The 22667-nt window shown below is 69.6% G+C and carries 25 protein-coding genes and 3 tRNA genes; 23 read left to right on the top strand and 5 right to left on the bottom strand.

Annotation, left to right across the window (positions count from 1 at the left end):
- The 6 genes from ABZX11_RS07265 to ABZX11_RS07240 form a co-directional block, all read left to right on the top strand.
- Positions 1 to 1882: EAL domain-containing protein (locus tag ABZX11_RS07265; protein WP_354910668.1), on the top strand; the 1882-nt coding region annotated here is incomplete at its 5' end.
- Between the two features lie 80 nt (positions 1883 to 1962).
- Positions 1963 to 2035, top strand: a tRNA-Thr gene (locus tag ABZX11_RS07260).
- A gap of 50 nt (positions 2036 to 2085) precedes the next feature.
- A tRNA-Met gene (locus tag ABZX11_RS07255) sits at positions 2086 to 2158 on the top strand.
- Positions 2159 to 2207: 49 nt separating this feature from the next.
- The gene (rpmG, locus tag ABZX11_RS07250) at positions 2208 to 2372 is read left to right on the top strand and encodes a 50S ribosomal protein L33 (protein ID WP_005152047.1); all 165 of its coding nucleotides are present in this window, start codon (positions 2208 to 2210) and stop codon (positions 2370 to 2372) included.
- A gap of 77 nt (positions 2373 to 2449) precedes the next feature.
- Positions 2450 to 2899, top strand: a complete 450-nt coding sequence (locus ABZX11_RS07245; RefSeq protein ID WP_176173338.1) for a MaoC family dehydratase N-terminal domain-containing protein — start codon at positions 2450 to 2452, stop codon at positions 2897 to 2899.
- Positions 2896 to 3294 carry a MaoC family dehydratase gene (locus tag ABZX11_RS07240; RefSeq protein WP_354910666.1) on the top strand — a complete coding sequence of 133 codons (399 nt, stop codon included), beginning with the start codon at positions 2896 to 2898 and terminating at the stop codon, positions 3292 to 3294. The genes ABZX11_RS07245 and ABZX11_RS07240 overlap by 4 nt, the downstream gene beginning before the upstream one ends.
- Here ABZX11_RS07240 and ABZX11_RS07235 read toward each other — a convergent pair.
- The 4 genes from ABZX11_RS07235 to ABZX11_RS07220 form a co-directional block, all read right to left on the bottom strand.
- Positions 3291 to 4196, bottom strand: a complete 906-nt coding sequence (locus ABZX11_RS07235) for an SGNH/GDSL hydrolase family protein (RefSeq protein WP_354910664.1) — start codon at positions 4194 to 4196, stop codon at positions 3291 to 3293. The genes ABZX11_RS07240 and ABZX11_RS07235 overlap by 4 nt on opposite strands.
- A 35-nt stretch (positions 4197 to 4231) precedes the next feature.
- The gene (locus ABZX11_RS07230) at positions 4232 to 5188 is read right to left on the bottom strand and encodes a hypothetical protein (RefSeq protein WP_354910661.1); all 957 of its coding nucleotides are present in this window, start codon (positions 5186 to 5188) and stop codon (positions 4232 to 4234) included.
- Complete coding sequence (locus ABZX11_RS07225) at positions 5185 to 5535, bottom strand: GntR family transcriptional regulator (RefSeq protein WP_176173334.1); 351 nt, start codon at positions 5533 to 5535, stop codon at positions 5185 to 5187. The genes ABZX11_RS07230 and ABZX11_RS07225 overlap by 4 nt, the downstream gene beginning before the upstream one ends.
- 61 nt (positions 5536 to 5596) lie before the next feature.
- Positions 5597 to 6517: a TIGR03619 family F420-dependent LLM class oxidoreductase gene (locus tag ABZX11_RS07220; RefSeq protein ID WP_354910658.1), complete on the bottom strand. Its 921-nt coding sequence runs from the start codon at positions 6515 to 6517 to the stop codon at positions 5597 to 5599.
- A 206-nt stretch (positions 6518 to 6723) separates the two neighbouring features.
- Here ABZX11_RS07220 and ABZX11_RS07215 point away from each other — a divergent pair.
- The 6 genes from ABZX11_RS07215 (at position 6724) to ABZX11_RS07190 (ending at position 10311) form a co-directional block, all read left to right on the top strand.
- A tRNA-Trp gene (locus tag ABZX11_RS07215) sits at positions 6724 to 6796 on the top strand.
- 26 nt (positions 6797 to 6822) lie between these two features.
- Positions 6823 to 7263 carry a preprotein translocase subunit SecE gene (gene secE / locus ABZX11_RS07210; RefSeq protein WP_176173332.1) on the top strand — a complete coding sequence of 147 codons (441 nt, stop codon included), beginning with the start codon at positions 6823 to 6825 and terminating at the stop codon, positions 7261 to 7263.
- Between the two features lie 65 nt (positions 7264 to 7328).
- Positions 7329 to 8159, top strand: a complete 831-nt coding sequence (nusG, locus tag ABZX11_RS07205) for a transcription termination/antitermination protein NusG (protein WP_176173331.1) — start codon at positions 7329 to 7331, stop codon at positions 8157 to 8159.
- Between the two features lie 74 nt (positions 8160 to 8233).
- Positions 8234 to 8671: a 50S ribosomal protein L11 gene (gene rplK, locus ABZX11_RS07200; protein WP_043781763.1), complete on the top strand. Its 438-nt coding sequence runs from the start codon at positions 8234 to 8236 to the stop codon at positions 8669 to 8671.
- A gap of 76 nt (positions 8672 to 8747) precedes the next feature.
- Positions 8748 to 9467 (top strand): 50S ribosomal protein L1, encoded by a 720-nt coding sequence (rplA, locus tag ABZX11_RS07195; protein ID WP_003079259.1) that lies wholly within the window; start codon positions 8748 to 8750, stop codon positions 9465 to 9467.
- A 70-nt stretch (positions 9468 to 9537) separates the two neighbouring features.
- Positions 9538 to 10311: an alpha/beta fold hydrolase gene (locus tag ABZX11_RS07190; RefSeq protein WP_176173330.1), complete on the top strand. Its 774-nt coding sequence runs from the start codon at positions 9538 to 9540 to the stop codon at positions 10309 to 10311.
- Here ABZX11_RS07190 and ABZX11_RS07185 read toward each other — a convergent pair.
- A complete protein-coding gene (locus ABZX11_RS07185; protein WP_354910654.1) occupies positions 10308 to 11216 on the bottom strand; it encodes a hypothetical protein in 909 nt (302 codons plus the stop codon). The two genes, ABZX11_RS07190 and ABZX11_RS07185, sit on opposite strands and share 4 nt — an antisense overlap.
- Before the next feature lie 311 nt (positions 11217 to 11527).
- Between ABZX11_RS07185 and rplJ the strand changes: the two genes are divergently transcribed.
- The 11 genes from rplJ (at position 11528) to ABZX11_RS07130 (ending at position 22667) form a co-directional block, all read left to right on the top strand.
- Positions 11528 to 12082, top strand: a complete 555-nt coding sequence (gene rplJ, locus ABZX11_RS07180; protein WP_176173328.1) for a 50S ribosomal protein L10 — start codon at positions 11528 to 11530, stop codon at positions 12080 to 12082.
- A gap of 50 nt (positions 12083 to 12132) precedes the next feature.
- Positions 12133 to 12519, top strand: a complete 387-nt coding sequence (gene rplL, locus ABZX11_RS07175) for a 50S ribosomal protein L7/L12 (RefSeq protein WP_176173327.1) — start codon at positions 12133 to 12135, stop codon at positions 12517 to 12519.
- A 392-nt stretch (positions 12520 to 12911) separates the two neighbouring features.
- Positions 12912 to 14087 carry an ABC transporter ATP-binding protein gene (locus ABZX11_RS07170; RefSeq protein ID WP_176173326.1) on the top strand — a complete coding sequence of 392 codons (1176 nt, stop codon included), beginning with the start codon at positions 12912 to 12914 and terminating at the stop codon, positions 14085 to 14087.
- A gap of 38 nt (positions 14088 to 14125) precedes the next feature.
- The gene (locus ABZX11_RS07165) at positions 14126 to 14878 is read left to right on the top strand and encodes an ABC transporter permease (RefSeq protein WP_003060268.1); all 753 of its coding nucleotides are present in this window, start codon (positions 14126 to 14128) and stop codon (positions 14876 to 14878) included.
- 4 nt (positions 14879 to 14882) lie between these two features.
- Positions 14883 to 15719: an ABC transporter permease gene (locus ABZX11_RS07160; RefSeq protein WP_072474798.1), complete on the top strand. Its 837-nt coding sequence runs from the start codon at positions 14883 to 14885 to the stop codon at positions 15717 to 15719.
- Positions 15716 to 17041, top strand: a complete 1326-nt coding sequence (locus ABZX11_RS07155; protein ID WP_176173325.1) for an MCE family protein — start codon at positions 15716 to 15718, stop codon at positions 17039 to 17041. Before ABZX11_RS07160 ends, ABZX11_RS07155 begins: the two co-directional genes overlap by 4 nt.
- Positions 17038 to 18066, top strand: coding sequence for an MCE family protein (locus ABZX11_RS07150; protein ID WP_176173324.1), 1029 nt, complete (start codon positions 17038 to 17040; stop codon positions 18064 to 18066). Before ABZX11_RS07155 ends, ABZX11_RS07150 begins: the two co-directional genes overlap by 4 nt.
- A complete protein-coding gene (locus tag ABZX11_RS07145) occupies positions 18063 to 19049 on the top strand; it encodes an MCE family protein (protein WP_176173323.1) in 987 nt (328 codons plus the stop codon). The genes ABZX11_RS07150 and ABZX11_RS07145 overlap by 4 nt, the downstream gene beginning before the upstream one ends.
- Positions 19046 to 20230 (top strand): MCE family protein, encoded by a 1185-nt coding sequence (locus tag ABZX11_RS07140; protein ID WP_354910647.1) that lies wholly within the window; start codon positions 19046 to 19048, stop codon positions 20228 to 20230. Before ABZX11_RS07145 ends, ABZX11_RS07140 begins: the two co-directional genes overlap by 4 nt.
- The gene (locus ABZX11_RS07135; RefSeq protein WP_354910645.1) at positions 20227 to 21402 is read left to right on the top strand and encodes an MCE family protein; all 1176 of its coding nucleotides are present in this window, start codon (positions 20227 to 20229) and stop codon (positions 21400 to 21402) included. Before ABZX11_RS07140 ends, ABZX11_RS07135 begins: the two co-directional genes overlap by 4 nt.
- A complete protein-coding gene (locus ABZX11_RS07130) occupies positions 21402 to 22667 on the top strand; it encodes an MlaD family protein (protein WP_176173320.1) in 1266 nt (421 codons plus the stop codon). Before ABZX11_RS07135 ends, ABZX11_RS07130 begins: the two co-directional genes overlap by 1 nt.

Genomic DNA, 22667 nt, shown 5'->3' with positions numbered 1-22667 from the left:
GGCGTACTCGGACCTGCTGCGCGAGCAGCGGGACATGGAGGCGCTCTCCGACGTCAGCCTGATGGTGGCCCGCTCGGGCCAGCAGGCCGCGGCGCGCCCGGCCAGCCGGGCCGACGAGCTCGTCGGCGGCGTGGACGTCCGCGAGTGGGCGACGATCGCCGAGCGCATCAAGGACCAGCTCGCCGCCGGCCGGGTCGTGCTGAGACTCCGGCTGGAGCCGAAGGACACCATGCGGGTCGTGGTCGCGGGCGACGAGCTGCCGGTCGCCGACCCCGCCGCCGACGACCCGCTGCTGCGGCTGCCCGGCGCGCACGTCCGGCACTTCCGGATCACCGAGGCCAACCCCGACGTCCGTGCGGCCCTGCTCGACCGCGGCGCGCAGGAGGCGCTGGTCGTCCCGCTGCGCAGCGCGAACCGGCTGCTCGGCGTGGTCGAGGCGCACGACCGGCTGTCCCGCTGGCGCGGCTTCGGCAAGTACGACGTCCAGCTGCTCGGCACGATGGCCAGCCACCTCGCGACGTCGCTGGACAACCGGCGCCTGCTCGCGACGCTGCGCCACGACGCCTACCACGACCCGCTCACCGGGCACCTCAACCGGCCGGGCTTCCGGCAGGTGGCGAAGGAACCGCTGCGGGACGTCCCCAACGCCGTGGTGCTGCGGATCGACCTCGACGTCTTCTCCACGGTCAGCGACGCGCTCGGCTACGCGTGGGCCGACCGGATGGTCGTCGCGGCCGGCCGCCGCATCCGCGACGCGCTCGGCCCCGACGTCCCGCTCGCGCGGCTCGAAGGCGCGTCCTTCGCGGCCCTGCTCGTCGGCGTCCCGCCGGAGGACGCCCACCGTGCCGCGGAACGGCTGCGCGAAGAGCTGTCGGCGCCGTACCCGGTGGACCGGCTGTCGGTCGAGGCGAACGCGATGATCGGCTACGCGACGACGTCCGCGGAGGAGCCCGGCGACGTCGTGGACATCGAGGGCCTGCTGCAGCGCGCCGACGTCGCCGTCCGCGCGACGAAGGGCGGCGAAGAGGTCCGCGGTTACGTGCCGAGCATGGGCCAGATCTTCCTGCGCCGCTTCCAGATGGTCACGCAGTTCCGGCAGTCGCTCGAGGACGGCCAGGTCAGCGTGCACTACCAGCCCAAGATCACGCTGCCGAACCGGCAGGTGCAGGGCGTCGAGGCGCTGGTGCGCTGGGTGCACCCGGAGTTCGGCAGGCTCGGGCCGGACGAGTTCGTCCCGGCCATCGAGGCGGCCGGCCTGATCGGCGTGCTGACCGGTTTCGTGCTCGGCGAGGCGCTCAAGCGCTGCCGCAAGTGGCTCGACGAGGGCCTGCGGATCTCGGTCGCGGTCAACCTGTCGGTGCGCAACCTGGCCGACGAGGACTTCCCGAACAAGGTGGCCCGCGAGCTGGAGCACCACGGCATCCCGCCCGAGCTGCTGACGTTCGAGCTGACCGAGTCCGGCGTGATGTCCGACCCGCAGAAGGCGCTGCCGATCCTGCGCGAGCTGCACTCGCTGGGCATCACCCTCGCCGTGGACGACTTCGGCACCGGGTACTCGTCGCTGGCCTACCTGCGGCAGCTGCCGGTCGACCAGGTCAAGATCGACAAGAGTTTCGTCCTCGGCATGGGGACCGACCTCGGCGACCTCGCGGTGGTCCGGTCGATCGTCGAGCTGGGGCACTCGCTCGGGCTGACCGTGGTGGCCGAGGGCGTCGAGGAGGACGTGGCGCGCGACCAGCTCGAGGCGATGGGGTGTGACGTCGCCCAGGGCTACCTGATCTCGCGGCCGCTGCCGGAGGACCGCCTGGAGGCGTGGCTGCAGGCCCGGACCGCGCGCTCGCCGGGGCGGCACTCGGAGACCGTCCTGACCCTTCTGACCTGAGGTTTCTTTACAACGGCCACCCCCTTGCACGGCCGGGTGACGGGGGTTGCTAATCTTTCCAAGTCCTCGCGAGAGGCCAGGCCCCTTTAGCTCAGTCGGCAGAGCGTCTCCATGGTAAGGAGAAGGTCTACGGTTCGATTCCGTAAAGGGGCTCTCGACCTCAGCCGCGTCACGCCTGCGTGTCGCGGCTTGGGTCATGTAAGGGCGGTGTAGCTCAGTTGGCAGAGCAAGCGGCTCATAATCGCTGTGTCGCCGGTTCAAGTCCGGCCACCGCTACGCGGTAACGACGGGGCTGGCCCCCGGACCTGAGAGAGAAGGAAACGCTGTGGCTGCCACCGACGTGCGACCCAAGATCACGCTGGCGTGCGAAGAGTGCAAGCACCGCAACTACATCACCAAGAAGAACCGGCGCAACAACCCGGATCGCCTGGAGATGAAGAAGTTCTGCCCGAACTGCGGTACGCACCGGACTCACAAAGAGACCCGCTGAGTAGCGCGTTCTCACCAGCTTCGAAGGGCCGTCCCGGATCCACCGGGGCGGCCCTTCGCTGTTGGTAGCCTCTCCGGGTGCCCTTGGACCAGTCGTTCATCGGGCGGAGCTATCCGCCGCAGACCAGTTACGAAGTGAGCCGGGAGAAGATCCGGGAGTTCGCCGACGCGATCGGCGACGCGAACCCGGTCTACCGCGATCCGGAGGCGGCCCGCGAAGCCGGCCACCCGGACGTGATCGCCCCGCCGACCTTCCTCACGATCATCAACCTCGCCTCGATCAACGCGATCGTCACCGACCCCGAACTCGGGCTCGACTACTCGCGGATGGTGCACGGCGACCAGGGCTTCACCTACACGCGCCCGGTGTTCGCCGGTGACGTGCTCGAGGTGACCACCCACATCGACGCCATCATGGCCCGCGCCGGCAACGACTTCATCAACCTGCGCGCCGAGATCAACGACGCCGCGGGCCAGAAGGTCTGCACCACCCGCGCGCAGCTGGTGGTCCGAGGGGAGAACGCGTGAACACCGGCGACGAGCTGCCCGCCCTCGAGGTCCGGATCACCCGCGAGCAGCTGGTCCGCTACGCCGGGGCGGCGCTGGACTTCAACCCGATCCACTGGAACGAGGCGTTCGCGAAGAACGTCGGCCTGCCGGACGTCATCGCGCACGGGATGCTGACGATGGCGGTGGCCGGCCGGGTCGTCACCGACTGGCTCGGCGACCCCGCCCGGCTCGTCGACTTCAGCGCCCGCTTCACCCGGCCGGTCGTGGTGCCGAACACGCCCGAAGGCGCCGTGGTCGAGGTCACCGGGAAGGTCGCCGACGTCAAGGACGACGGGATCGCCCGGATCGACCTCGTGGTCAAGTTCGACGGCAAGACCGTGCTGGGGAAGCCGCAGGCCCTGGTCCGCCGTTAAGGCAGCTTCAGGACCGCCAGCACCGCGTCGGCCATGCCCTGCTCCCCCCGGGCGTTCGGGTGGAGCGGGGCGGCCGGCGAGGCCGGCAGCAGCCCCTCGATCCAGCGCTTGTCCGGCGCCGAGCACACGTCGTGGCCCTTGCCAGGCGTGGCGGTGTCCGCGTACCCCGCGCGGTGCGCGTCCGCCTGGTCCTCGAGCATCTTGTTCAGCTTGCCCAGCGCGCCGCGGAAGTACTCGATGTCGCCCGCGCCGAACGGCAGGGACGGCCAGCAGCCGTTGCCGTCCGGCAGCACGGACGGGTAGCCGACCACGACCACCTTGGCCTTCGGGGCCTTCTTGTGGATGCGGTCGAGGATCGCGGCGATCTTCGGGGCCGTCGCGTCGATGCGCTCGGCCAGCTGGTCGTGGCCGCCCGCGGTCAGGCGGTCGCGGCACGGGGAGGCGTTCTGGTTCGTCGTCGCGCAGCCCGACGCGTACGAGAAGAAGCCGACGTCGTTGCCGCCGATGCCCAATGTCACCAGGGTCGTCTCCGCCGTCACCGCGTCCAGCTGCGGCGGGTTGGTGCCGTTGCCCGTCTTCTGCGCGCCGGTCAGGTTCGCCGTCGTCGCGCCGCTGCAGCTGACGTCGGCGAACTGGGCCGGCTTGAGCTTCGCCGAGACCAGGTGCGGGTAGTTGTCGTCGGACCGGTCGCAGCCGGCCGGGGTGCCCGCCTGCCGCCCGGTTCGCGGCGATGACGTGTACGAATCCCCGAGGGCGACGTAGCGGCCGGAGCCGCCGCCGGTGTCCACGCCCTCCGGGGGCGCCGACGAAGAGCCGTGCTGCCACTTGTAGTACCCGAAGGCCAGCAACCCGACCACGAGCACGAGCACCAGGCAGCCCCCGCCACCGCTTTTCTTCGCCACTTCTTCGTTTCTACCGAACCAACCCGGCCACCGGCCTAGTCAATCCGGGTGATCCGCTGCGCGAGCAGATCGTTGACGAGCCCGGCGCCCGTCTCCGGGTCGTCCACGCTGACCAGCACCGTCCGGCCGTTCGCCAGTGCGAGCACCAGCGCCGGGCCGCCGCGCACCTTGTACGCCGTCGTGCCGGTGACCGGGTTGAAGCGCAGGCCCAGCCCGCCGTCGCCGAACGTCGTCAGCTCGCGCGTGGTCGCTTCGCGGACGTCCTCGAGCGAGAAGTGCCGCCAGGGGACGCCCAGGAGGCCGAAGCGGATCGTCACGCCCCTGGCGTCCACCGACGCCGACAGCCGGTAGGTCAACGCGGTCACCACGACGCCGACGAAGGCGATCCACACGCCCGTCTGCCACGGGAGTCCGGCGGGCAGCAGCGCGATGGCCACCGGGACCAGGGCCAGCGCCCAGAGCATCGCCGGGTTCACCGCCCGGCCCGACCAGAACGCGCGTTCCCCGGGGCGGAGCCCGACGCTCGGGCGGTCCGCGGTCTCCGGGGCCGGCGGCGAGGGCAGTCCGCCGACCAGCGCCGCGATGCCGCCGAGGATCGCCGCGCCCAGCAGGAAGGGGAGGACGGCGAGGCCGCTGCGCGCCGCCTGCCAGTCCGGGACGTCGAGGTTCGCCACGAGCACCGAGAGCAGGACGGCGGCAGGCAACGCGGCGAACCCGGCGCCCACCCCGACGGTCGGGCGCGGCAGCGGCCGCCCGCGGCGCAGCGCGGTGACCGCCGACGTGGCCAGGAGCAGGACGGCGACGGCGCCGAGCCCCAGCGCCACGCCGGTGAACGTCCCGAGTGCGCTGTGGCCGTTCGGCCCGCCGCTCCAGTGCGTCGCGACGGGGTCGGGCAGCCGGCCGGCCCAGGCGTCCTCCAGCACGCCCGCGACGGCGAGCGCGGCGCCCGGGAGCACGGCGGTGGCGAACAGGACCCGGATCAGCTTGGTCATGAGTACTTCTCCTTCAACACCCCGGTGAGCTCGTCGAGGCCGACCCCCGCGCGCTTCGCCTCGCGGACCAGGTCCTCGGCCAGCTCGGCCAGCCGCGCCCGGGAGGACGCGCCGCCGATGACGACGGCGCCCCGGCGTCGCCGCAGGTCGATCAGGCCTTCGTCGCGAAGCAGCGCGTACGCCCGCAGCACGGTGTGGACGTTGATCTCCAGCGCCGCGGCCAGTTCCCGCGCCGGGGGCAGCTGCTCCCCGGGTGCCGGTTGCCCGTCGGCCAGCGACCGGCGCAGCGACGCGGCGACCTGCTCGAAGAGCGGGACGGTGGAGCTCGGATCGATTTGAACGAGCATAGTTCTAACTATAATAGAACAATGATGAGCTGCGCGAGAGGTGCGTCATACCGAACGTGCCTCAGTCGGCGATCAGCTCGCCGGCGAGCTCCAGGGCGTGGTCGACGTCCTTCGCGACGTAGTGCAGGTCGACCAGCACCTCGGTGATGCCCAGCTCGCGGGCCACGTCGAGGCAGGGCGGCACGTCGGCCACCGTCTCGATCGCGGTGCCCTGTCGCGGGTTGATCCGCAGCACGCGGCGCAGCGAGTTCGGATCGCGCCCGGCCTTCTCGGCCGCTTCGCGCGCCACCGACCAGAGGCCCTCGAGGTACTGCTTCGGCATCCAGCCGGCGAGCCAGCCGTCCGCGCGACGCCCGATCCGGGCCAGTGCCGGCGGCGAGAACCCGCCGAGCAGCACCGGCGGGCGTGGCCGCTGGGCCGGGCGCAGGCCCACCGTGGACGGCGCGATCCGCCACTGCGGGCCCTCGTGCGCCGCCGGGTCGCCGGTCCACAGCGCGTCGAGCGCGTCGAGGACGTCTTCGAGCCGCCGGCCCCGGCCCTCCCACGGCACCCCGGTGGCGAAGTACTCCTCGCGCAGCCAGCCGAGCCCGAAGCCGACGTCGAGGCGTCCCGAGCTGGCGAGGTCGAGCGAGGTCAGCGCCCTGGCGAGCAGGACGGGGGAATAAACCGGGCCGGTTAGCGCGCTCATCCCCAGGCGGGCCGTGCGGGTCACCGCCGCGGCGGCCGCGAGCGTGGTGAACGGGTCCGCGAAGGTCTCGAACTCCCTGGGGTACGGGTGTTCCGGCGTCCCGCCACCCGGGTACAGGTCCGACGGTTCCCGCGGCGTCAGGATCCGGTCGCCGACCCAGAGCGAGGCGAAGCCGAGGTCCTCGGCAGCGGTCGCGAAGCGCGGCACGGCCGCCGGGTCGGCAAGGGTGCCGTACTGGGGGAGCGCGAGCCCGAGCCGCATCGGAGCCCCCGCCGGACGGGGGGTGGTCGTCATGGCGGACATCCTGGCATGATCAGGTGGCCGGCGGGGAGTTTTCCGCAGGCCGGCCGGGGTTCGGAGGTCGATCGGGGGGCGCGGTTGCGGGCTCCCGCGAGGCTTGCCGTAGACTTCGGGACTTGGAACGCACTACGGTCATCCCCGCCTGGATGGTGGGGACGCTGGAATGCGTCCACCGGGGCTCCGAGCGATCGGGGCTCCACAGGGGTGTAGCTCAATTGGCAGAGCAGCGGTCTCCAAAACCGCAGGTTGCAGGTTCAAGTCCTGTCACCCCTGCGTAACGGAACTGGTGGAGCGGAGGAGTGGTCGTGAGCGACAGCGACGCCAGCGGCGGCGAGCAGGAGCAGGACGGCGCCGGGCAGAAGCCCGAGAGCCCGTCCCGTCCCGTCACAGCCGCTGCCCGGCGTGAGCGCCGTGCGACCGCTCGTCCGGCGGGGAAGTCCGCGGCACGTGCGGACGACAAGACCCGCCCGGCCGGGAAGTCGGGGGAGAAGACCGCCCCCGACGCGAAGGGCGCTCCGACTCCGAAGCGGGACCAGAAGCCGAAGAAGGCCTCCGTGTTCGCGCGGCTGGTGCGCTTCATCCGCGAGGTCTGGGCGGAACTGCGCAAGGTCATCTGGCCCAACCGGAAGCAGATGGTCACCTACACCGCGGTCGTGCTGGTCTTCGTGGTGTTCATGGTGGCCCTGGTGAGTGGCCTGGACCTGCTGTTCAAGTGGGGCATCGGCCACATCTTCGGCTGACGCGCCCCCGGCGCGGTGCCGAGGGGGCCCCGGGCCCCGGCAATGATCAACTGAGAGGACGGAACGTGACCTCCGACAACGGCACAGCAGCCGGTCACGACCTGACCGAGCTTTCCGACGAGCAGGTGCACGCGGCACTCGGTGACGAAGAGTCCGCGCACCTCGAGCCCGTCGACGTGCCGGACGCCGAGGCCGACGACGACGCCGACGATTCCGCTGACGTCGCCGCCGATTCCGCCGACGACGTGGCCGACGAAGCCGAGCCCGCCGCGGACGACGAGGACCCGGTCGCCAAGCTGCGCGCCGAGCTGCTCGCCGCGCCCGGCGAGTGGTACGTCGTGCACTCCTACGCCGGGTACGAGAACAAGGTGAAGACCAACCTCGAGACCCGGACCCAGACCCTGGACGTCGAGGACTACATCTTCCAGATCGAGGTCCCGACCGAAGAGGTCACCGAGATCAAGAACGGCCAGCGCAAGCAGGTGCAGCGCAAGGTGCTGCCCGGCTACATCCTGGTCCGGATGGACCTGAACGACGCCTCGTGGAGCGCGGTGCGCAACACGCCGGGTGTCACCGGGTTCGTCGGCGCCACCTCGCGGCCGTCGCCGCTGACCGTGGACGAGGTGCTGAAGTTCCTCGCCCCGCAGGTCGAGAAGGAAGCTCCGGCCAAGGCCAGCAAGGGCGAGGCCGCCGCGACCGCGCCGCTCGGCGGCCCGGCCGTCGAGGTCGACTTCGAGGTCGGCGAGTCGGTCACGGTCATGGACGGCCCGTTCGCGACCCTGCCGGCGACGATCTCCGAGGTCAACGTCGACGGGCAGAAGCTGAAGGTCCTGGTGTCGATCTTCGGCCGGGAAACCCCGGTCGAGCTGTCGTTCAACCAGGTCTCCAAGATCTGAGGCCGGCCTTTCCGGCCGCAGTCCCCGCGTCCACGGCAGGTACGCGGGGAACGTAGTACAGGACAGGACAAGAAATGCCACCCAAGAAGAAGAAGCTTGCGGCGATCATCAAGCTGCAGATCAAGGCGGGTGCGGCCAACCCCGCGCCGCCGGTCGGCCCCGCGCTGGGTCAGCACGGCGTCAACATCATGGAGTTCTGCAAGGCCTACAACGCCGCGACCGAGTCGCAGCGCGGGGACGTCGTCCCGGTCGAGATCTCCGTGTACGAGGACCGGTCGTTCGACTTCAAGCTGAAGACGCCGCCGGCCGCGAAGCTGCTGCTGAAGGCCGCGGGCGTGGAGAAGGGCTCCGGCGAGCCGCACAAGACCAAGGTCGCCAAGGTCACCTGGGACCAGGTCCGCGAGATCGCCAAGACCAAGGAGACCGACCTCAACGCGCACGACATCGACCAGGCCGCGAAGATCATCGCCGGTACTGCTCGGTCGATGGGCATCACGGTCGTCGACGCCTGATTTTCGCTGCACCCGTGGGAGAGCCAGGGCTGGCTCGTCACCACACTGATCCGTTGAATTAGTTAGGACAGAAGAAATGCCCAAGCACAGCAAGGCTTACCGCCAGGCTGCGGAGCAGATCGACAAGACGCGTCTGTACGCGCCGCTCGAGGCTGCGAAGCTGGCGAAGGAGACCTCCAAGACCAAGATGGACGCGACCGTCGAGGTCGCGATGCGTCTCGGTGTGGACCCCCGCAAGGCCGACCAGATGGTCCGCGGCACCGTGAACCTGCCGCACGGCACCGGTAAGACCGCCCGCGTCATCGTCTTCGCCGTCGGCGACAAGGCCGCCGAGGCCGAAGCCGCCGGCGCGGACGCGGTCGGCACCGACGAACTGATCGAGCGCATCCAGGGTGGCTGGCTCGACTTCGACGCCGCGATCGCGACGCCGGACCAGATGGCCAAGGTGGGCCGCATCGCCCGCATCCTCGGCCCGCGCGGCCTGATGCCGAACCCGAAGACCGGCACGGTGACCCCCGCGGTCGCGAAGGCCGTGCAGGACATCAAGGGCGGTAAGATCAACTTCCGCGTCGACAAGCAGGCCAACCTGCACCTGGTGATCGGCAAGGCTTCCTTCGACACCGAGAAGCTGGTCGAGAACTACGCGGCGGCGCTGGACGAGATCCTGCGGGCCAAGCCGTCGTCGGCGAAGGGCCGTTACCTGAAGAAGGTCACCTTCACCACCACGATGGGCCCGGGCATCCCGGTCGACCCGCTGCGGACGCGCAACCTCCTCTCCGAGGAAGCTGCTGTCTGAGGCTGAGATCACCAGAAAGGGCGTCCCCGCTTGCTGCGGGGGCGCCCTTTCTTCGTGTCTTATTGACGTCATGCCGACTTTCGCGTCGTTCGACGGGCTCCGGTTGCACTACACGGTGTGGGAGGGCGACGGCGCCCACCGCCCGGTGCTGCTGCAGCACGGGTTCGCCGCGGACACGAACGCGAACTGGATCTCGACCGGGGTCGTCGCGGCCCTGCGGTCGGCGGGCTTCACGGTGATCTCGCTGGACGCCCGCGGCCACGGCCGGTCCGAGAAGCCGCACGACGAGTCCTGCTACGCCGAGGACGCGATGGCCCGGGACGTCTCGGCGCTGCTGGACGAGCTGGGCCTCGACGAGGTCTCGATGGTGGGCTACTCGATGGGCGCGATCATCGCCCTGACGGCAACGGCGGCGGACAAGCGCATCCGCTGCCTGGCCACGGGCGGCGTGGGCTCCGGAATCGTCGACTTCGGCGGCGTGGACCTGCGGGTGGTGAAGCCGGCCGAGATCGCTTCGGCGTTGCTGGCGGAGGACCCGTCGACGGTCCCGCCGTCCGGGGTGCCGTTCCGGCTGCTGGCGGACGCGGTGGGCGGCGACCGCCAGGCGCTGGCGGCGGTGGCGCTGGCTTCGCGGGAAGGGCGCATGAACCTGTCGGCGATCGGAGTGCCGACCCTGGTGCTGGCGGGCGAGCAGGACCAGCTGGCAGCCGAGCCGGAGCGCCTGGCGGCGGCGATCGCGGGGGCCAGGCTGGTGCGAATCCCGGGCGACCACATGACGGCGGTGATGTCACCGGCGTTCGCGGAGGCACTGGTCTCGTTCCTGGCGGCGCCACACCCGCGCTAGCGGCTGGTCGGTGTCCCGGTGGACGGGACCCCGCTGCACTTCGCCGGCCCGATCGCGTGGCCCGTGATGAGCCACTGTCCCTTCTCGACCTTCGACACCGTGAAAACACCCAGCGCCGGGCCACCCGTGACGGGGAAGGTGCACGAATCGATCGTCACGGTGTCCCCGGGCAGCGGCTCGGAGACGCTGGACGGCAGGGATTCGGCGTAGTCGTTCTTGTTCGTCACCTGGGTGGCGAGGAACTCGACGGCCTTCTTGCAGTCGGTCTGGGCGGCACCCTGGCGGAACGTCTGGGCGATGTCCTGGGCGAACCGGGTCTGGACGTCGCGCTGGCCCTCGTTCTGGAACCGGCCGCAGGCGTCGTCGACCAGGCCCTGGGCGACGTTGTGGTAGACCATCCGGACCGCTTCGTACGGGTTCGTCGAGTAGACGTGGTTCGTGTGGTACGTCCCGCCGCCCTCTTGGGCGAGCTGCGCGGAGGACTTCCCGGCGTCGTTGGGGAAGAAGTGGTTGTACAGCCACGTGCCGGCGATTGCGAGCAGGATGATGGCCAGTACCCAGGCGATGACCTTCTTGCCCAGCCACGTCAGCCACTTCGGGGCCCGGCGCCGCTCGACGGGGACCAGCTGGTAGCCCTCGGGGATCATCGGCGGCTGGCCGCCCTGTTGCGGCACTGGCTGGGACGGCGGCGCCTGGACGACGCCCGCGTCCGGGGCGGGTGTCGGCTGGTTGCCCTGCTGGGCCTGGGTGAAGCGCAGGTAGTCCTGGAACTGCTGGAACTGGCGGAACTGTTCGAGCTCGGCCGGGTCGGCAGGCGGCTGTGGCGGCGGCCCGGCGGCGGGCGTGTTCCGGCCCGCCGGTTCGATGTCCGAGCCCGGCTTTCCGTCGTCACGCTGCTCCGCCACGTCACCATGATGCCCTCCGGAGCACGCGAACGAACCCCCAGGCGCCCTAAATGCAGGTCAGGACCGGCCCCCAAGAAAGCCTTGACAACCCACGCTGTATAGTTGACGACGGTTCTACCGAAGACCGCTGGTTTTCCCCGCCCAAACGGGGAACGAAGGTCCCGCATCACGCCGGGCGGCCCGCGCAGGAGGAACGAGGCCGGGCACCCAGTGCCCGATGACGCCCCGCGCCTGCTCTGCGCGTGGGCGTTTCGTCGTCTGAGGGGCTCCTCGAACGCCAGTGGAAACACTAGCCAAGAGAGGAGGCGACCATGGCGAAGCCCGACAAGGTGGCGGCCGTCGCCGAGATCGCGGAGAGCTTCCGCACCAGCTCGGCCACCGTCGTTACCCAGTACACCGGCCTCTCCGTGTCCCAGCTGTCCCAGCTGCGCCGCGCTCTCGGCACCAGTGCCAAGTACCGGGTCGCGAAGAACACCCTGGTCAAGCGGGCGGCCGAGGACGCCGGCATCCAGGGTCTCGAGGACCTGTTCGTCGGCGCGACCGCCATCGCCTTCGTCGAGGGTGAAGCTGTCGACGCCGCCAAGGCGCTTCGCGACTTCGCGAAGGACAACAACGCGCTTGTGATCAAGGGCGGCTACATGGACGGCAAAGCGCTGTCCGTGGACGAGATCAACCGGATCGCCGATCTCGACAGCCGTGAGGTCCTGCTCGCCAAGGCGGCGGGCGCGTTCAAGGCGAAGCTGTCCCAGGCCGCCGCGCTGTTCCAGGCGCCGGCGTCCCAGGTCGCCCGCCTGGCTGCGGCGCTGGAGGAAAAGCAGCGCGAAGCCGCCGGTACCGAAGCAGCCGAAGCACCCGCCGAGAGCTGAACCACCCCCCACCCCGAACGTCTCGTTCGTTTTTCTGAGAGGAAGCCATCATGGCGAAGCTGAGCACCGCCGAGCTGATCGACGCCTTCAAGGAGCTCACCCTCCTCGAGCTCTCCGAGTTCGTGAAGGAGTTCGAAGAGGTCTTCGACGTGACCGCCGCCGCGCCGGTCGCCGTTGCCGCCGCCGCCCCGGGTGCCGCCGCTGCCCCGGCCGCCGAGGAGCAGGACGAGTTCGACGTCGTCCTCGAGGGCGCCGGCGACAAGAAGATCCAGGTCATCAAGGTCGTCCGCGAGGTCGTCTCGGGCCTGGGCCTGAAGGAGGCCAAGGAGCTGGTCGAGTCCGCTCCCAAGGCCCTCCTGGAGAAGGTCGACAAGGAGGCCGCCGAGGCCGCCAAGGAGAAGCTCGAGGCCGCGGGCGCCAAGATCACCATCAAGTGATCACGGGCGCGTCAGCGCCTGCGCACCACCTCGTGACGGGGCGGGCATCCACTCGGATGCCCGCCCCGTCCCTTTTGCCCAGCGGCGGTGCCGCCCCCTAGGAACGCTGTCCGAATGGCCCCGGGGCCCCCGAATCGCGGATTCCGGGGTTCCGGAGAACTGCGTAGTTGGCCCGAATGGGCTACCGTGCTGCCCGTTGCCGATCACGGCGGGGTGACGATGGAGCCGGAGCTGGCCAGAAAAGAAAACTGGTGAGTAACCTGTTCGCACTCGGCTCGTTGCACCTGGTTGACGCGGGTTCGTGGGCGCCCGACGGGCCCACATCCGCCGCCGGCGTGGGTGGCAGGGTGTGGCAGCGGGCGCAATGACGCGGAACAGCTCCTGGAGGTGCGATGGGTGCCGAGGTGGTCATCGAAGGCCTGACCAAGTCCTTCGGTAAGCAGGCCATCTGGCGGGACGTCACGTTGACGCTCCCCCCGGGCGAAGTGTCGGCCATGCTCGGCCCGTCGGGGACCGGCAAGTCGGTCTTCCTGAAGTCGATGATCGGGCTGCTCAAGCCCGACCGCGGCCGCTGCGTGATCAACGGTGTCGACATCGTCACCTGTTCCGAGCACAAGCTCTACGAGATCCGGAAGCTCTTCGGCGTCCTGTTCCAGGACGGCGCGCTGTTCGGCTCGATGAACCTCTACGACAACGTCGCCTTCCCGCTGCGCGAGCACACGAAGAAGTCCGAGACGGAAATCCGCCGGATCGTCCTCGAAAAGCTCGACATGACCGGTCTGAACGGCGCCGACAAGAAGCTCCCCGGTGAGATCTCCGGCGGTATGCGCAAGCGCGCCGGCCTGGCCCGCGCCCTGGTGCTCGACCCCGAGATCATCCTGGTCGACGAGCCGGACTCGGGCCTCGACCCGGTCCGCACCACCTACATCTCGCAGCTGTTCCTCGACGTCAACGCGCAGATCGACGCGACGTTCCTGATCGTCACGCACAACATCAACCTGGCCCGCACGGTCCCGGACAACCTCGGCATGCTCTTCCGCAAGGAACTGGTCATGTTCGGGCCGCGCGAGGTGCTGCTGACCAGCGAAGAGCCGGTCGTCAAGCAGTTCCTCAACGGCAAGATGCAGGGCCCGATCGGCATGTCCGAGGAGAAGGACAGCGCCCAGATGGCCGCCGAGCAGGCGATGTTCGACGCCGGCCACCACGCGGGCGGGGTCGAGGACGTCTCCGGCGTGCCGCCGCAGATGCAGCCGACGCCGGGTGTGCCCACCCGGATGGGTGCCGTCCGCCGCAAGGACCGGGTCATGGAGATCATGCACCGGCTGCCGCCTGCCGCGCAGGAGAGCATCATCGAGTCGCTGAGCCCCGAGGAGCAGCGCCACTACGGCGTGCAGCCGCACCGCCGGCAGCCGCAGCAGGTCGGCGTGCGCCCGCAGGGTGACGGCGTCCCCAGCCAGCACCACGGGCAGCTGCCCGCCGACCAGGTGGCCCGGATCCCGGGCGGCGGCCAGCCGCCGAGACCGGGCACGCACCGGATGCCACCGAACAACGGGCCAGGTGGCCGGTGAGCTCTCCCGCAACACAGGCGAAGATCCCCGGGATCGGCATGCTCCGCGAGACCGGGAACCTGTTCGCTCTCGGCCTGGACATCGTCCGCGGCCTGTTCCAGAGGCCCTTCCAGCTGCGGGAGTTCATCCAGCAGTCCTGGTTCATCGCGAGCGTGACCATCCTGCCGACGGCCCTGGTGGCCATCCCGTTCGGCGCGGTCATCTCGCTGCAGTTCGGCTCGCTCGCCCGCCAGCTGGGCGCGCAGTCCTACACCGGCGCGGGCTCCGTGCTCGCCACCGTGCAGCAGGCCAGTCCGCTGGTCACCGCGCTGCTGGTGGCGGGCGCGGGCGGAAGCGCCGTCTGTGCCGACATCGGTGCCCGGACCATCCGCGAAGAGATCGCCGCGATGGAGGTGCTCGGCGTCTCCGCGGTCCAGCGGCTGATCGTGCCGCGCACCCTGGCGATGATGCTGGTCGCGCTGCTGCTCAACGGCATGGTCAGCGTCATCGGCGTGCTCGGCGGCTACTTCTTCAACGTCGTGCTGCAGGGCGGGACGCCGGGTGCGTACCTGGCCAGCTTCTCGGCCCTCGCGCAGCTGCCCGACCTCTGGGTCGGCGAGATCAAGGCGCTGATCTTCGGGTTCATCGCCGCCGTCGTCGCGTCCTACCGGGGCCTGAACCCCTCCGGCGGCCCGAAGGGCGTCGGGGACGCGGTGAACCAGTCGGTGGTCATCACGTTCCTGCTGCTGTTCGTCGTGAACTTCGTGATCACCCTGATCTACCTGCAGATCGTGCCCGGAAAGCTGGACTAGCGCCATGACGTTCCTCCAGGGCGCCAAGCGCGTCGCCAACCGTCCGTTGCAGACGCTGGACACCCTCGGTGACCAGATGTCGTTCTACGGCCGCGCGCTGCTGTGGACGCCGCGGACCATCCGCCGCTACACGAAGGAAGTCCTCCGGCTGCTGGCCGAGGTGAGCTTCGGCTCCGGCTCGCTGGCGGTCATCGGCGGCACGGTCGGCGTGATGGTCGGCCTGACGCTGTTCACCGGTGTCCTCGTCGGCCTCCAGGGCTACTCGGCGCTGAACTCGATCGGGACGTCGGCCTTCACCGGCTTCCTGACCGCGTTCTTCAACACCCGCGAGATCGCGCCGCTGGTCGCCGGGCTCGCGCTGTCCGCGACGGTCGGCGCCGGGTTCACCGCACAGCTGGGCGCGATGCGGATCTCCGAGGAGATCGACGCGCTGGAAGTCATGGGCGTGCCGAGCCTGCCGTACCTGGTGACGACGCGGATCATCGCCGGGTTCGTCGCGGTCATCCCGCTCTACATCATCGGCCTGCTGAGCTCGTACCTCGCGTCGCGGCTGGTCGTCATCTACATCTACGGCCAGTCGGCGGGCACGTATGACCACTACTTCGACCTCTTCCTGCCACCGCAGGACGTGCTCTATTCGTTCATCAAGGTGCTGCTGTTCAGCGTCCTGATCATCCTGTCGCACTGCTACTTCGGGTACCGGGCGACCGGCGGCCCGGCCGGTGTCGGCGTCGCGGTCGGCAAGGCCGTGCGGCTGTCCATCGTCACGGTGTCGATCATGAACTTCTTCATCGGGTTCGCCATCTGGGGAACCGACGTCACGGTAAGGATCGCGGGATGAGGACGCTCCGACGCAGGCTGCTCGGCCTGCTGCTCGTCGCCGTGATGGTCGGCGGGGTGGCGCTGTCCATCGCGCTCTACGACAAGGCGTTCACGCCGGTCGTCACGGTCAAGCTGGAAGCCGACAAGATCGGCAACCAGCTGATCAAGCAGTCCGACGTCAAGGTGCGCGGGCTGATCGTCGGCTCGGTGCAGGACATCGTCGCCACCGACAAGGGTGCCGAGCTGACCCTGGCGCTCCAGCCGGAATCGGCGAAGCTGATCCCGGAGAACGTCTCGGCGCGGTTCCTGCCCAAGACGCTCTTCGGCGAGCGGTTCGTCTCGCTGGAGATCCCGAAGGACCCGTCGGCGAAGACGCTGAGCAACGGGGACGTCATCCCGCAGGACCGCACGTCGAACGCGGTCGAGCTGGAGCAGGCGTTCTCCCACCTGATGCCGGTGCTGCAGGCGGTGCAGCCGCAGAAGCTGTCGGCCACGCTCACCGCGATCTCGACGGCGCTGTCCGGCCGCGGCGACCAGCTCGGCGACACGCTGTCGCAGCTGGGCAGCTACATCGGCGAGCTGAACCCGCACGAGCCGGAGCTGCAGCACAACCTCAAGGCGCTCGCGGAGTTCTCCGACCACCTCAAGGACGCGGCCCCGGACCTGGTGCAGAGCCTGGACAACCTGAGCACGACGACCCGGACCGTGGTCGACGAGCGGCAGAACCTGAGCAACCTCTACGGCAGCCTCACCCAGGCTTCGGTGGACCTGCAGACGTTCCTGCAGAACAACAAGGACAACATCATCTCCCTCGTCGACACCGCCCGGCCGACGGCCGAGCTGCTGGCGAAGTACGCGCCGGAGTACCCCTGCGTGATCTCCCAGATGGCGAAGAACGTCCCGCTGATCGACCAGGCGCTGGGCAAGGGCACCAACCAGCCCGGCCTGCACGCGACCATCGAGATCATCGTGCCGCGCGCGCCCTACCAGGCCGGCAAGGAAGAGCCGCGGTTCGAGGACAAGCGCGGCCCGCGCTGCTACGACATCAAGGACATCCCGAAGCCGTTCCCGTCCGAGCCGCCGGACGGCGCGTTCAAGGACGGCACGCTGCACCAAGCCGCGCCCAAGAGCGTCGGCGAGGGCCTCAACCCGGCCAAGTTCAAGGCCGACGCGGCCGGCAACGGCGGTAGCGGTGGAGACCTGGCCTACTCGACGGCGGAGCAGGGCTTCCTGGCCGACCTGCTCGGCCCGCAGCTGGGCATGAACGCCGCCGACGTCCCGGGCTGGAGCGCGCTGCTCGTCGGCCCGCTGTACCGGGGTGCGGAGGTGACGGTCAAGTGAGGGGCCTGCTCGCGCCGCTGATCAAGCTCGGCATCTTCGTGGTGGTCACCGTGCTGTTCACCACGATCCTCGGGATCAGCATCGCCAACATCAACACCACCAGCACCAACGCCTACAAGGCCCGCTTCACCGACGCGACGCTGCTGCTGCCCAACGACGACGTCCGCATCGCCGGCGTCCGGGTCGGGCAGGTCAAGGACGTCAAGATCGTCGACAAGCGCCAGGCCGAGGTGGAGTTCGAGGTCGACGCCGGGCGGACGCTGCCCGCCGGGGTGACCGCGCAGATCAAGTTCCGCAACCTGGTCGGCCAGCGGTACGTCTCGCTCGGCGAGGGCGAGAACTCCGGCGGCAAGACGCTGGCCCCCGGCGGCACCATCCCGCTGGAGCGGACCACGCCGGCGCTGGACCTGACAGAGCTGTTCAACGGCTTCAAGCCGCTGTTCACCGCGCTCAACCCGGACGACGTCAACAAGCTGTCCTACGAGGTCATCCAGGTCCTGCAGGGCGAGGGCGGCACCGTGGAGAGCCTGCTGTCGCACACGGCGTCGCTGGCCACCACGATCGCCGACAAGGACCAGGTGATCGGCGAGGTCATCGACAACCTCAACTCGGTGCTCGACACGGTCAACGCGCACACCCCGCAGCTCAACGACCTGATCGTGAAGCTGCAGCAGCTGGTGTCCGGCCTCGCCGCCGACCGCAAGCCGATCGGCGACGCGATCGAGAGCCTCGGCAACCTGGCCCAGACGACGTCCGGGCTGCTCGGCGAGGTCCGCGAGCCGCTGAAGAACGACATCAGCGCGCTCGGCAACCTCACGAGCGCGCTCAACAAGAACGAGCCGGAGCTGGAGCACTTCATCCAGTTCCTGCCGACCAAGGTGAGCACGCTGACCCGCACCGCGGACTACGGCTCCTGGTTCAACTTCTACGCCTGTGAGTTCTCCGGGAGCGTGAGCTTGCCGCCACTGATCAACGACGTCGCCCTGCCCCTGCTGCCGGCGAACCGGGCGAGGTGCTCCGGATGAAGTCCTTCCAGAAGCGCAACCCGGTGCCGATCGCGCTGGTCGGGATCGTCGTGCTGGCCCTCGCTTTCACCGCCGCGCTCAACTCCGACGACCTGCCGCTGATCGGCGGCGGCACCACCTACAGCGCCGAGTTCAGCGAGGCGTCCGGGCTGCAGAAGGACAACGACGTCCGGATCGCCGGCGTCAAGGTCGGCAAGGTCAGCGACATCGAGCTCGACGGCGCCTCGGTGAAGGTGTCGTTCAAGGTCAAGGACGCCTGGCTGGGCGACCGGACCAGCGCCGCGATCAAGATCAAGACCCTGCTCGGGCAGAAGTACCTGTCGCTGGACCCGCAGGGCGAGAACGCGCTGAACCCGGGCACCGGCATCCCGCGGGACCGCACGATGGCGCCCTACGACGTGCTCGACGCCTTCCGCGGGCTCTCCCAGACCGTCGACAACATCGACACCAAGCAGCTGGCCCAGAGCTTCGACACGATCTCGCAGACCTTCGCCAACACCCCGCAGGACGTCCGGGGCGCGCTGTCCGGGCTGTCCAAGCTGTCGGACACGATCGCCTCGCGCGACCAGCAGCTGTCGAACCTGCTGGCCAACACCCGCGAGGTGTCGCAGACGCTGGTCGACCGGGACGCCGAGGTGCAGAAGCTGCTCGACGACGGCAACGACCTGCTCGGCGAGCTGGCCAAGCGCGAGGACGCGATCACCGCCCTGCTCAACGGCTCCCGCGAGCTGGCCACCCAGCTGCAGGGCCTGATCGACGACAACGACAAGCAGCTCGACCCGGTGCTGACCCAGCTCGACCAGCTGACGTCGATGCTGCAGCGCAACCAGGACTCGCTGGCCGAGGGCCTCAAGAAGTTCGCGCCCTTCATCCGCGTGTTCACCAACACCATCGGCAACGGCCGCTGGTTCGACAACTACATCTGCGGCCTGCTGCTGCCGTCGATGGGCCCGATCAACGAAGAGGGGTGCTACACGAAATGAGTGACACCCGCTTCGGGCAGGCCCTGACCAGGGGCTTCACCATCGCGATCGTGCTCGCGCTCGTCGTCGCCGGCGGGATCTGGTGGACCCTCAAGGACGCCGGCCGCAACCACCTGACCGCGTACTTCGCCGGCGCCGTCGGCCTGTACGAAGGCAACAGCGTGCGGATGCTCGGCGTCGACATGGGCACGGTCACCAAGATCCAGCCCATGGGCGACCGGGTGAAGGTCGACTTCGAGTACGACCGCTCGGTCGCCGTCCCGGCCGACGCCAAGGCGCTCATCGTGGCGCCGTCGCTGGTGTCCGACCGGTACGTCCAGCTCGCCCCGGCCTACACCGGCGGCCCGCGGATCTCCGACGGCGCGGTGATCGGCCTCGACCGCACCGAGGTGCCCCTCGAGGTCGACCAGCTGGCGGCCAGCCTGGCCCGGGTCAGCGAGACCCTCGGCCCGAACGGCGCCAACAAGAACGGCTCGCTGTCGAACCTGCTGAACACCGCGGCGGCCAACGTCGACGGCAACGGCCAGGCCCTGCACGACACGATCACCAAGCTCGGCCAGGCGGCCGGGACGCTGGCCGGCAACAAGGACGACCTGTTCTCCACGGTGGCGAACCTCGGCAAGTTCTCGCAGACGCTGGCCGACTCCGACAAGCAGGTCCGCACCTTCGAAAGCAGGCTCGCCGACGTCAGCGGCTACCTGGCGTCCGAAAAGGACAACCTGGCCGCGACCGTGCAGCAGCTGGGCACCACGCTCACCGCGGTGCAGTCGTTCATCGACGCCAACCACGACCGGCTCAAGTCCAATGTGGACAAGCTGGCCGGCATCACCAAGGTGCTCGTCGACCAGCGCAGCTCGCTCGCCGAGATCCTCGACGTCGCCCCGGTCGGCCTGAGCAACCTGGTCAACACCTACAACGGTTCGTCCGGCACGCTCGACGCCCGGCCGAACCTCAACGAGCTCACCCAGCCGCCGCTGGTGATGATCTGCCGCCTGCTCAAGCAGGTCGGCACCAACAGCATCCCCGACGTGCTCGGCAACGCCTGCGAGAGCATCGCCGGCGTGGTCGACAAGGTGATCCCGCTGCCGTCCGTGGCGCAGACCGTGCAGGCCCTGCAGTCCGGTCAGCTGCCGCCGCTGCCGCTGCCCATCGCCGGGCAGCTCTACGGAGGTGGCCAGTGAAGAAGGTCTTGACCATCGGGGCCCTCGCCACGGCGTCCGCCCTGGTCCTCTCCGGATGCGCCTTCAAGGGCATCTACGACCTGCCGCTGCCCGGCGGCGCCGACCTCGGCGACCACCCGTACACGGTGAACGTCGAGTTCCGGGACGTGCTCGACCTGACCCCGCAGGCCGGGGTGAAGGTCAACGAGGTGCCGATCGGCCGGGTCGAGAACGTCGGCCTCACCAAGGACGGCTGGCACGCGCTGGTCACGCTCAAGGTGAACGGCGACGTCAAGCTGCCCGCCAACGCCATCGCCAACGTCAAGCAGTCCAGCCTGCTCGGTGAGAAGTACGTCGAGCTGGCTTCGCCCGGCGACGACCAGGCCCACGGCAAGCTCACCGACAACGCGACCATCCCGCTGGCCCGCACGAACCGCAGCGTCGAGGTCGAGGAGCTGCTCGGCGCGCTGTCCCTGCTGCTCAACGGCGGCGGCGTCGACCAGCTCAACACCATCACCAAGGAACTCAACAAGGCCACCTCCGGCCGCGAACCGGACATCAAGGCGCTGCTGGACAACGCGAACCAGCTGGTGACCAACCTCGACCGGCAGTCGCAGAACATCACCCGCGCCATCGACGGGCTGAACCGGCTCTCCTCGACCCTCAACGACCAGAAGGACAAGCTGGTCGGCGCGGTCGACAACCTCGGGCCCGGGCTCGGCGTGCTGGAGCAGCAGCGCGGCCAGCTGGTCACCATGCTGCAGGCGCTGGACAACCTCTCCGGCGTCGCCACCGACACGGTGAACAAGTCGCAGAAGGACCTCGTGGCCGACCTCAAGGCGCTGACGCCGACGCTGCAGAAGCTCGGTGAGGCGGGCAACGACCTGCCGAAGGCCCTGGAGATCCTGCTGACGTTCCCGTTCAGCGACCAGGCCGTCAACGGCGTCAAGGGCGACTACTTCAACCTGTTCGCGAAGGTGGACCTGAACCTGAAGACCATCGTCGAGAACCTGGGCAACAGCAGGCAGAACGCGCTGTCCGGGCAGCTGCCGCTGGCCGGCCTGACCGGCGGGGTGCCGGGCACGCCCGCCAACCAGCCGCCGCCGCTGCCGATCCCCGGCGCCGGCACGCAGTCCGGCCAGTCCAAGCCGGGCCTGGGCAACCTCTTCGGGCTGCTGGGAGGTGCGGGCTGATGCTGATCCGCCGGACGAAGATCCAGCTGATCGCCTTCGTGGTGATCTCCGTCGTCGCGATCGTCTACGCGCTGATCCGGTTCGCCGGGCTCGGCACGGTGTTCGGGAACAGCGGCTACACGGTCAAACTGCAGCTCAACGAATCGGGCGGCATCTTCACCAACGCCGAAGTCACCTACCGCGGCTTCAACATCGGCCGGGTCGGCGAGATGCGGCTGACCCCGACCGGGCTCGAAGCCGACCTGAACATCGACCCGTCGGCGCCGAAGGTGCCCGCGGACCTCGACGCCGTCGTCGCCAACCGGTCGGCGGTCGGCGAGCAGTACGTCGACCTGCGGCCCAAGGCCGACCAGGGCCCGTACCTCGCGGGCGGCTCGGTGATCCCGGCGACCAAGACGACCACCCCGGTCAGCACCGACCGGCTGATCGGCGACCTCGACTCGCTCGCCGCGTCGGTCCCGGTCGACTCGCTGCGCACGGTCGTCGACGAGTCCTACGACGCCTTCCGCGGCACCGGCGGCGACCTGCAGAAACTGCTCGACACCGCGCGCAGCTTCACCACGACCGCGCAGCAGTACCTGCCGCAGACGATCCAGCTGCTGGACGCCGGCGGCCAGGTGCTCGACACGCAGAACGCCGAAGCCGCGAACTTCGCCTCGTTCAGCAAGAGCCTCAACGAGCTCACCGGCACGCTGAAGAACTCCGACGGCGACCTGCGCAAGCTCATCGGCATCACGCCGCAGGTGGCCGCGCAGGTCAGCCAGGTGCTGCAGGAGTCCGGTCCCGGCCTCGGCGCGCTGACGGCGAACCTGCTCACCACGGCCAACCTGACCGTGACCCGCCTCGACGGCATCGAGCAGGGGCTCGTGACGTACCCGGCGCTGGCCGGCGCGGCGAGCAGCGTGGCCCCCGGCGACGGCACCGCGCACCTCGGGCTGGTGCTCAACCTGTTCAACCCGCCGTCGTGCACCAAGGGGTACCTGCCGTACTCGCAGTACCGGACCGGGAACGACCTCTCGGCGAAGCCGGCGAAGGAAGACGCGTACTGTGCCGAACCGAAGGGCAGCCCGATCAACGTCCGCGGTTCGCAGAACGCGCCGTACGGCGGGGTGCCGGTCGCGCCGTCGGACAGCGACGTCGCGGCCAACAAGAACCGGCCGGCCGAAGAGCTGGCCGAGGAGCGGGACACCCGGGGCGTTCCGGGCATCGTCGGCAGCCCCGGCGTCAGCCTGAACAGCCTGGGCTCGCTGCTCGGCCTGTCCTGA

This window comes from Amycolatopsis sp. NPDC004169, assembly GCF_040610315.1.
In the GTDB taxonomy this organism is placed as follows: domain Bacteria; phylum Actinomycetota; class Actinomycetes; order Mycobacteriales; family Pseudonocardiaceae; genus Amycolatopsis.
Note: the sequence above shows the minus strand (reverse complement) of the source record. Positions and strands in the feature narration are given on the sequence as shown.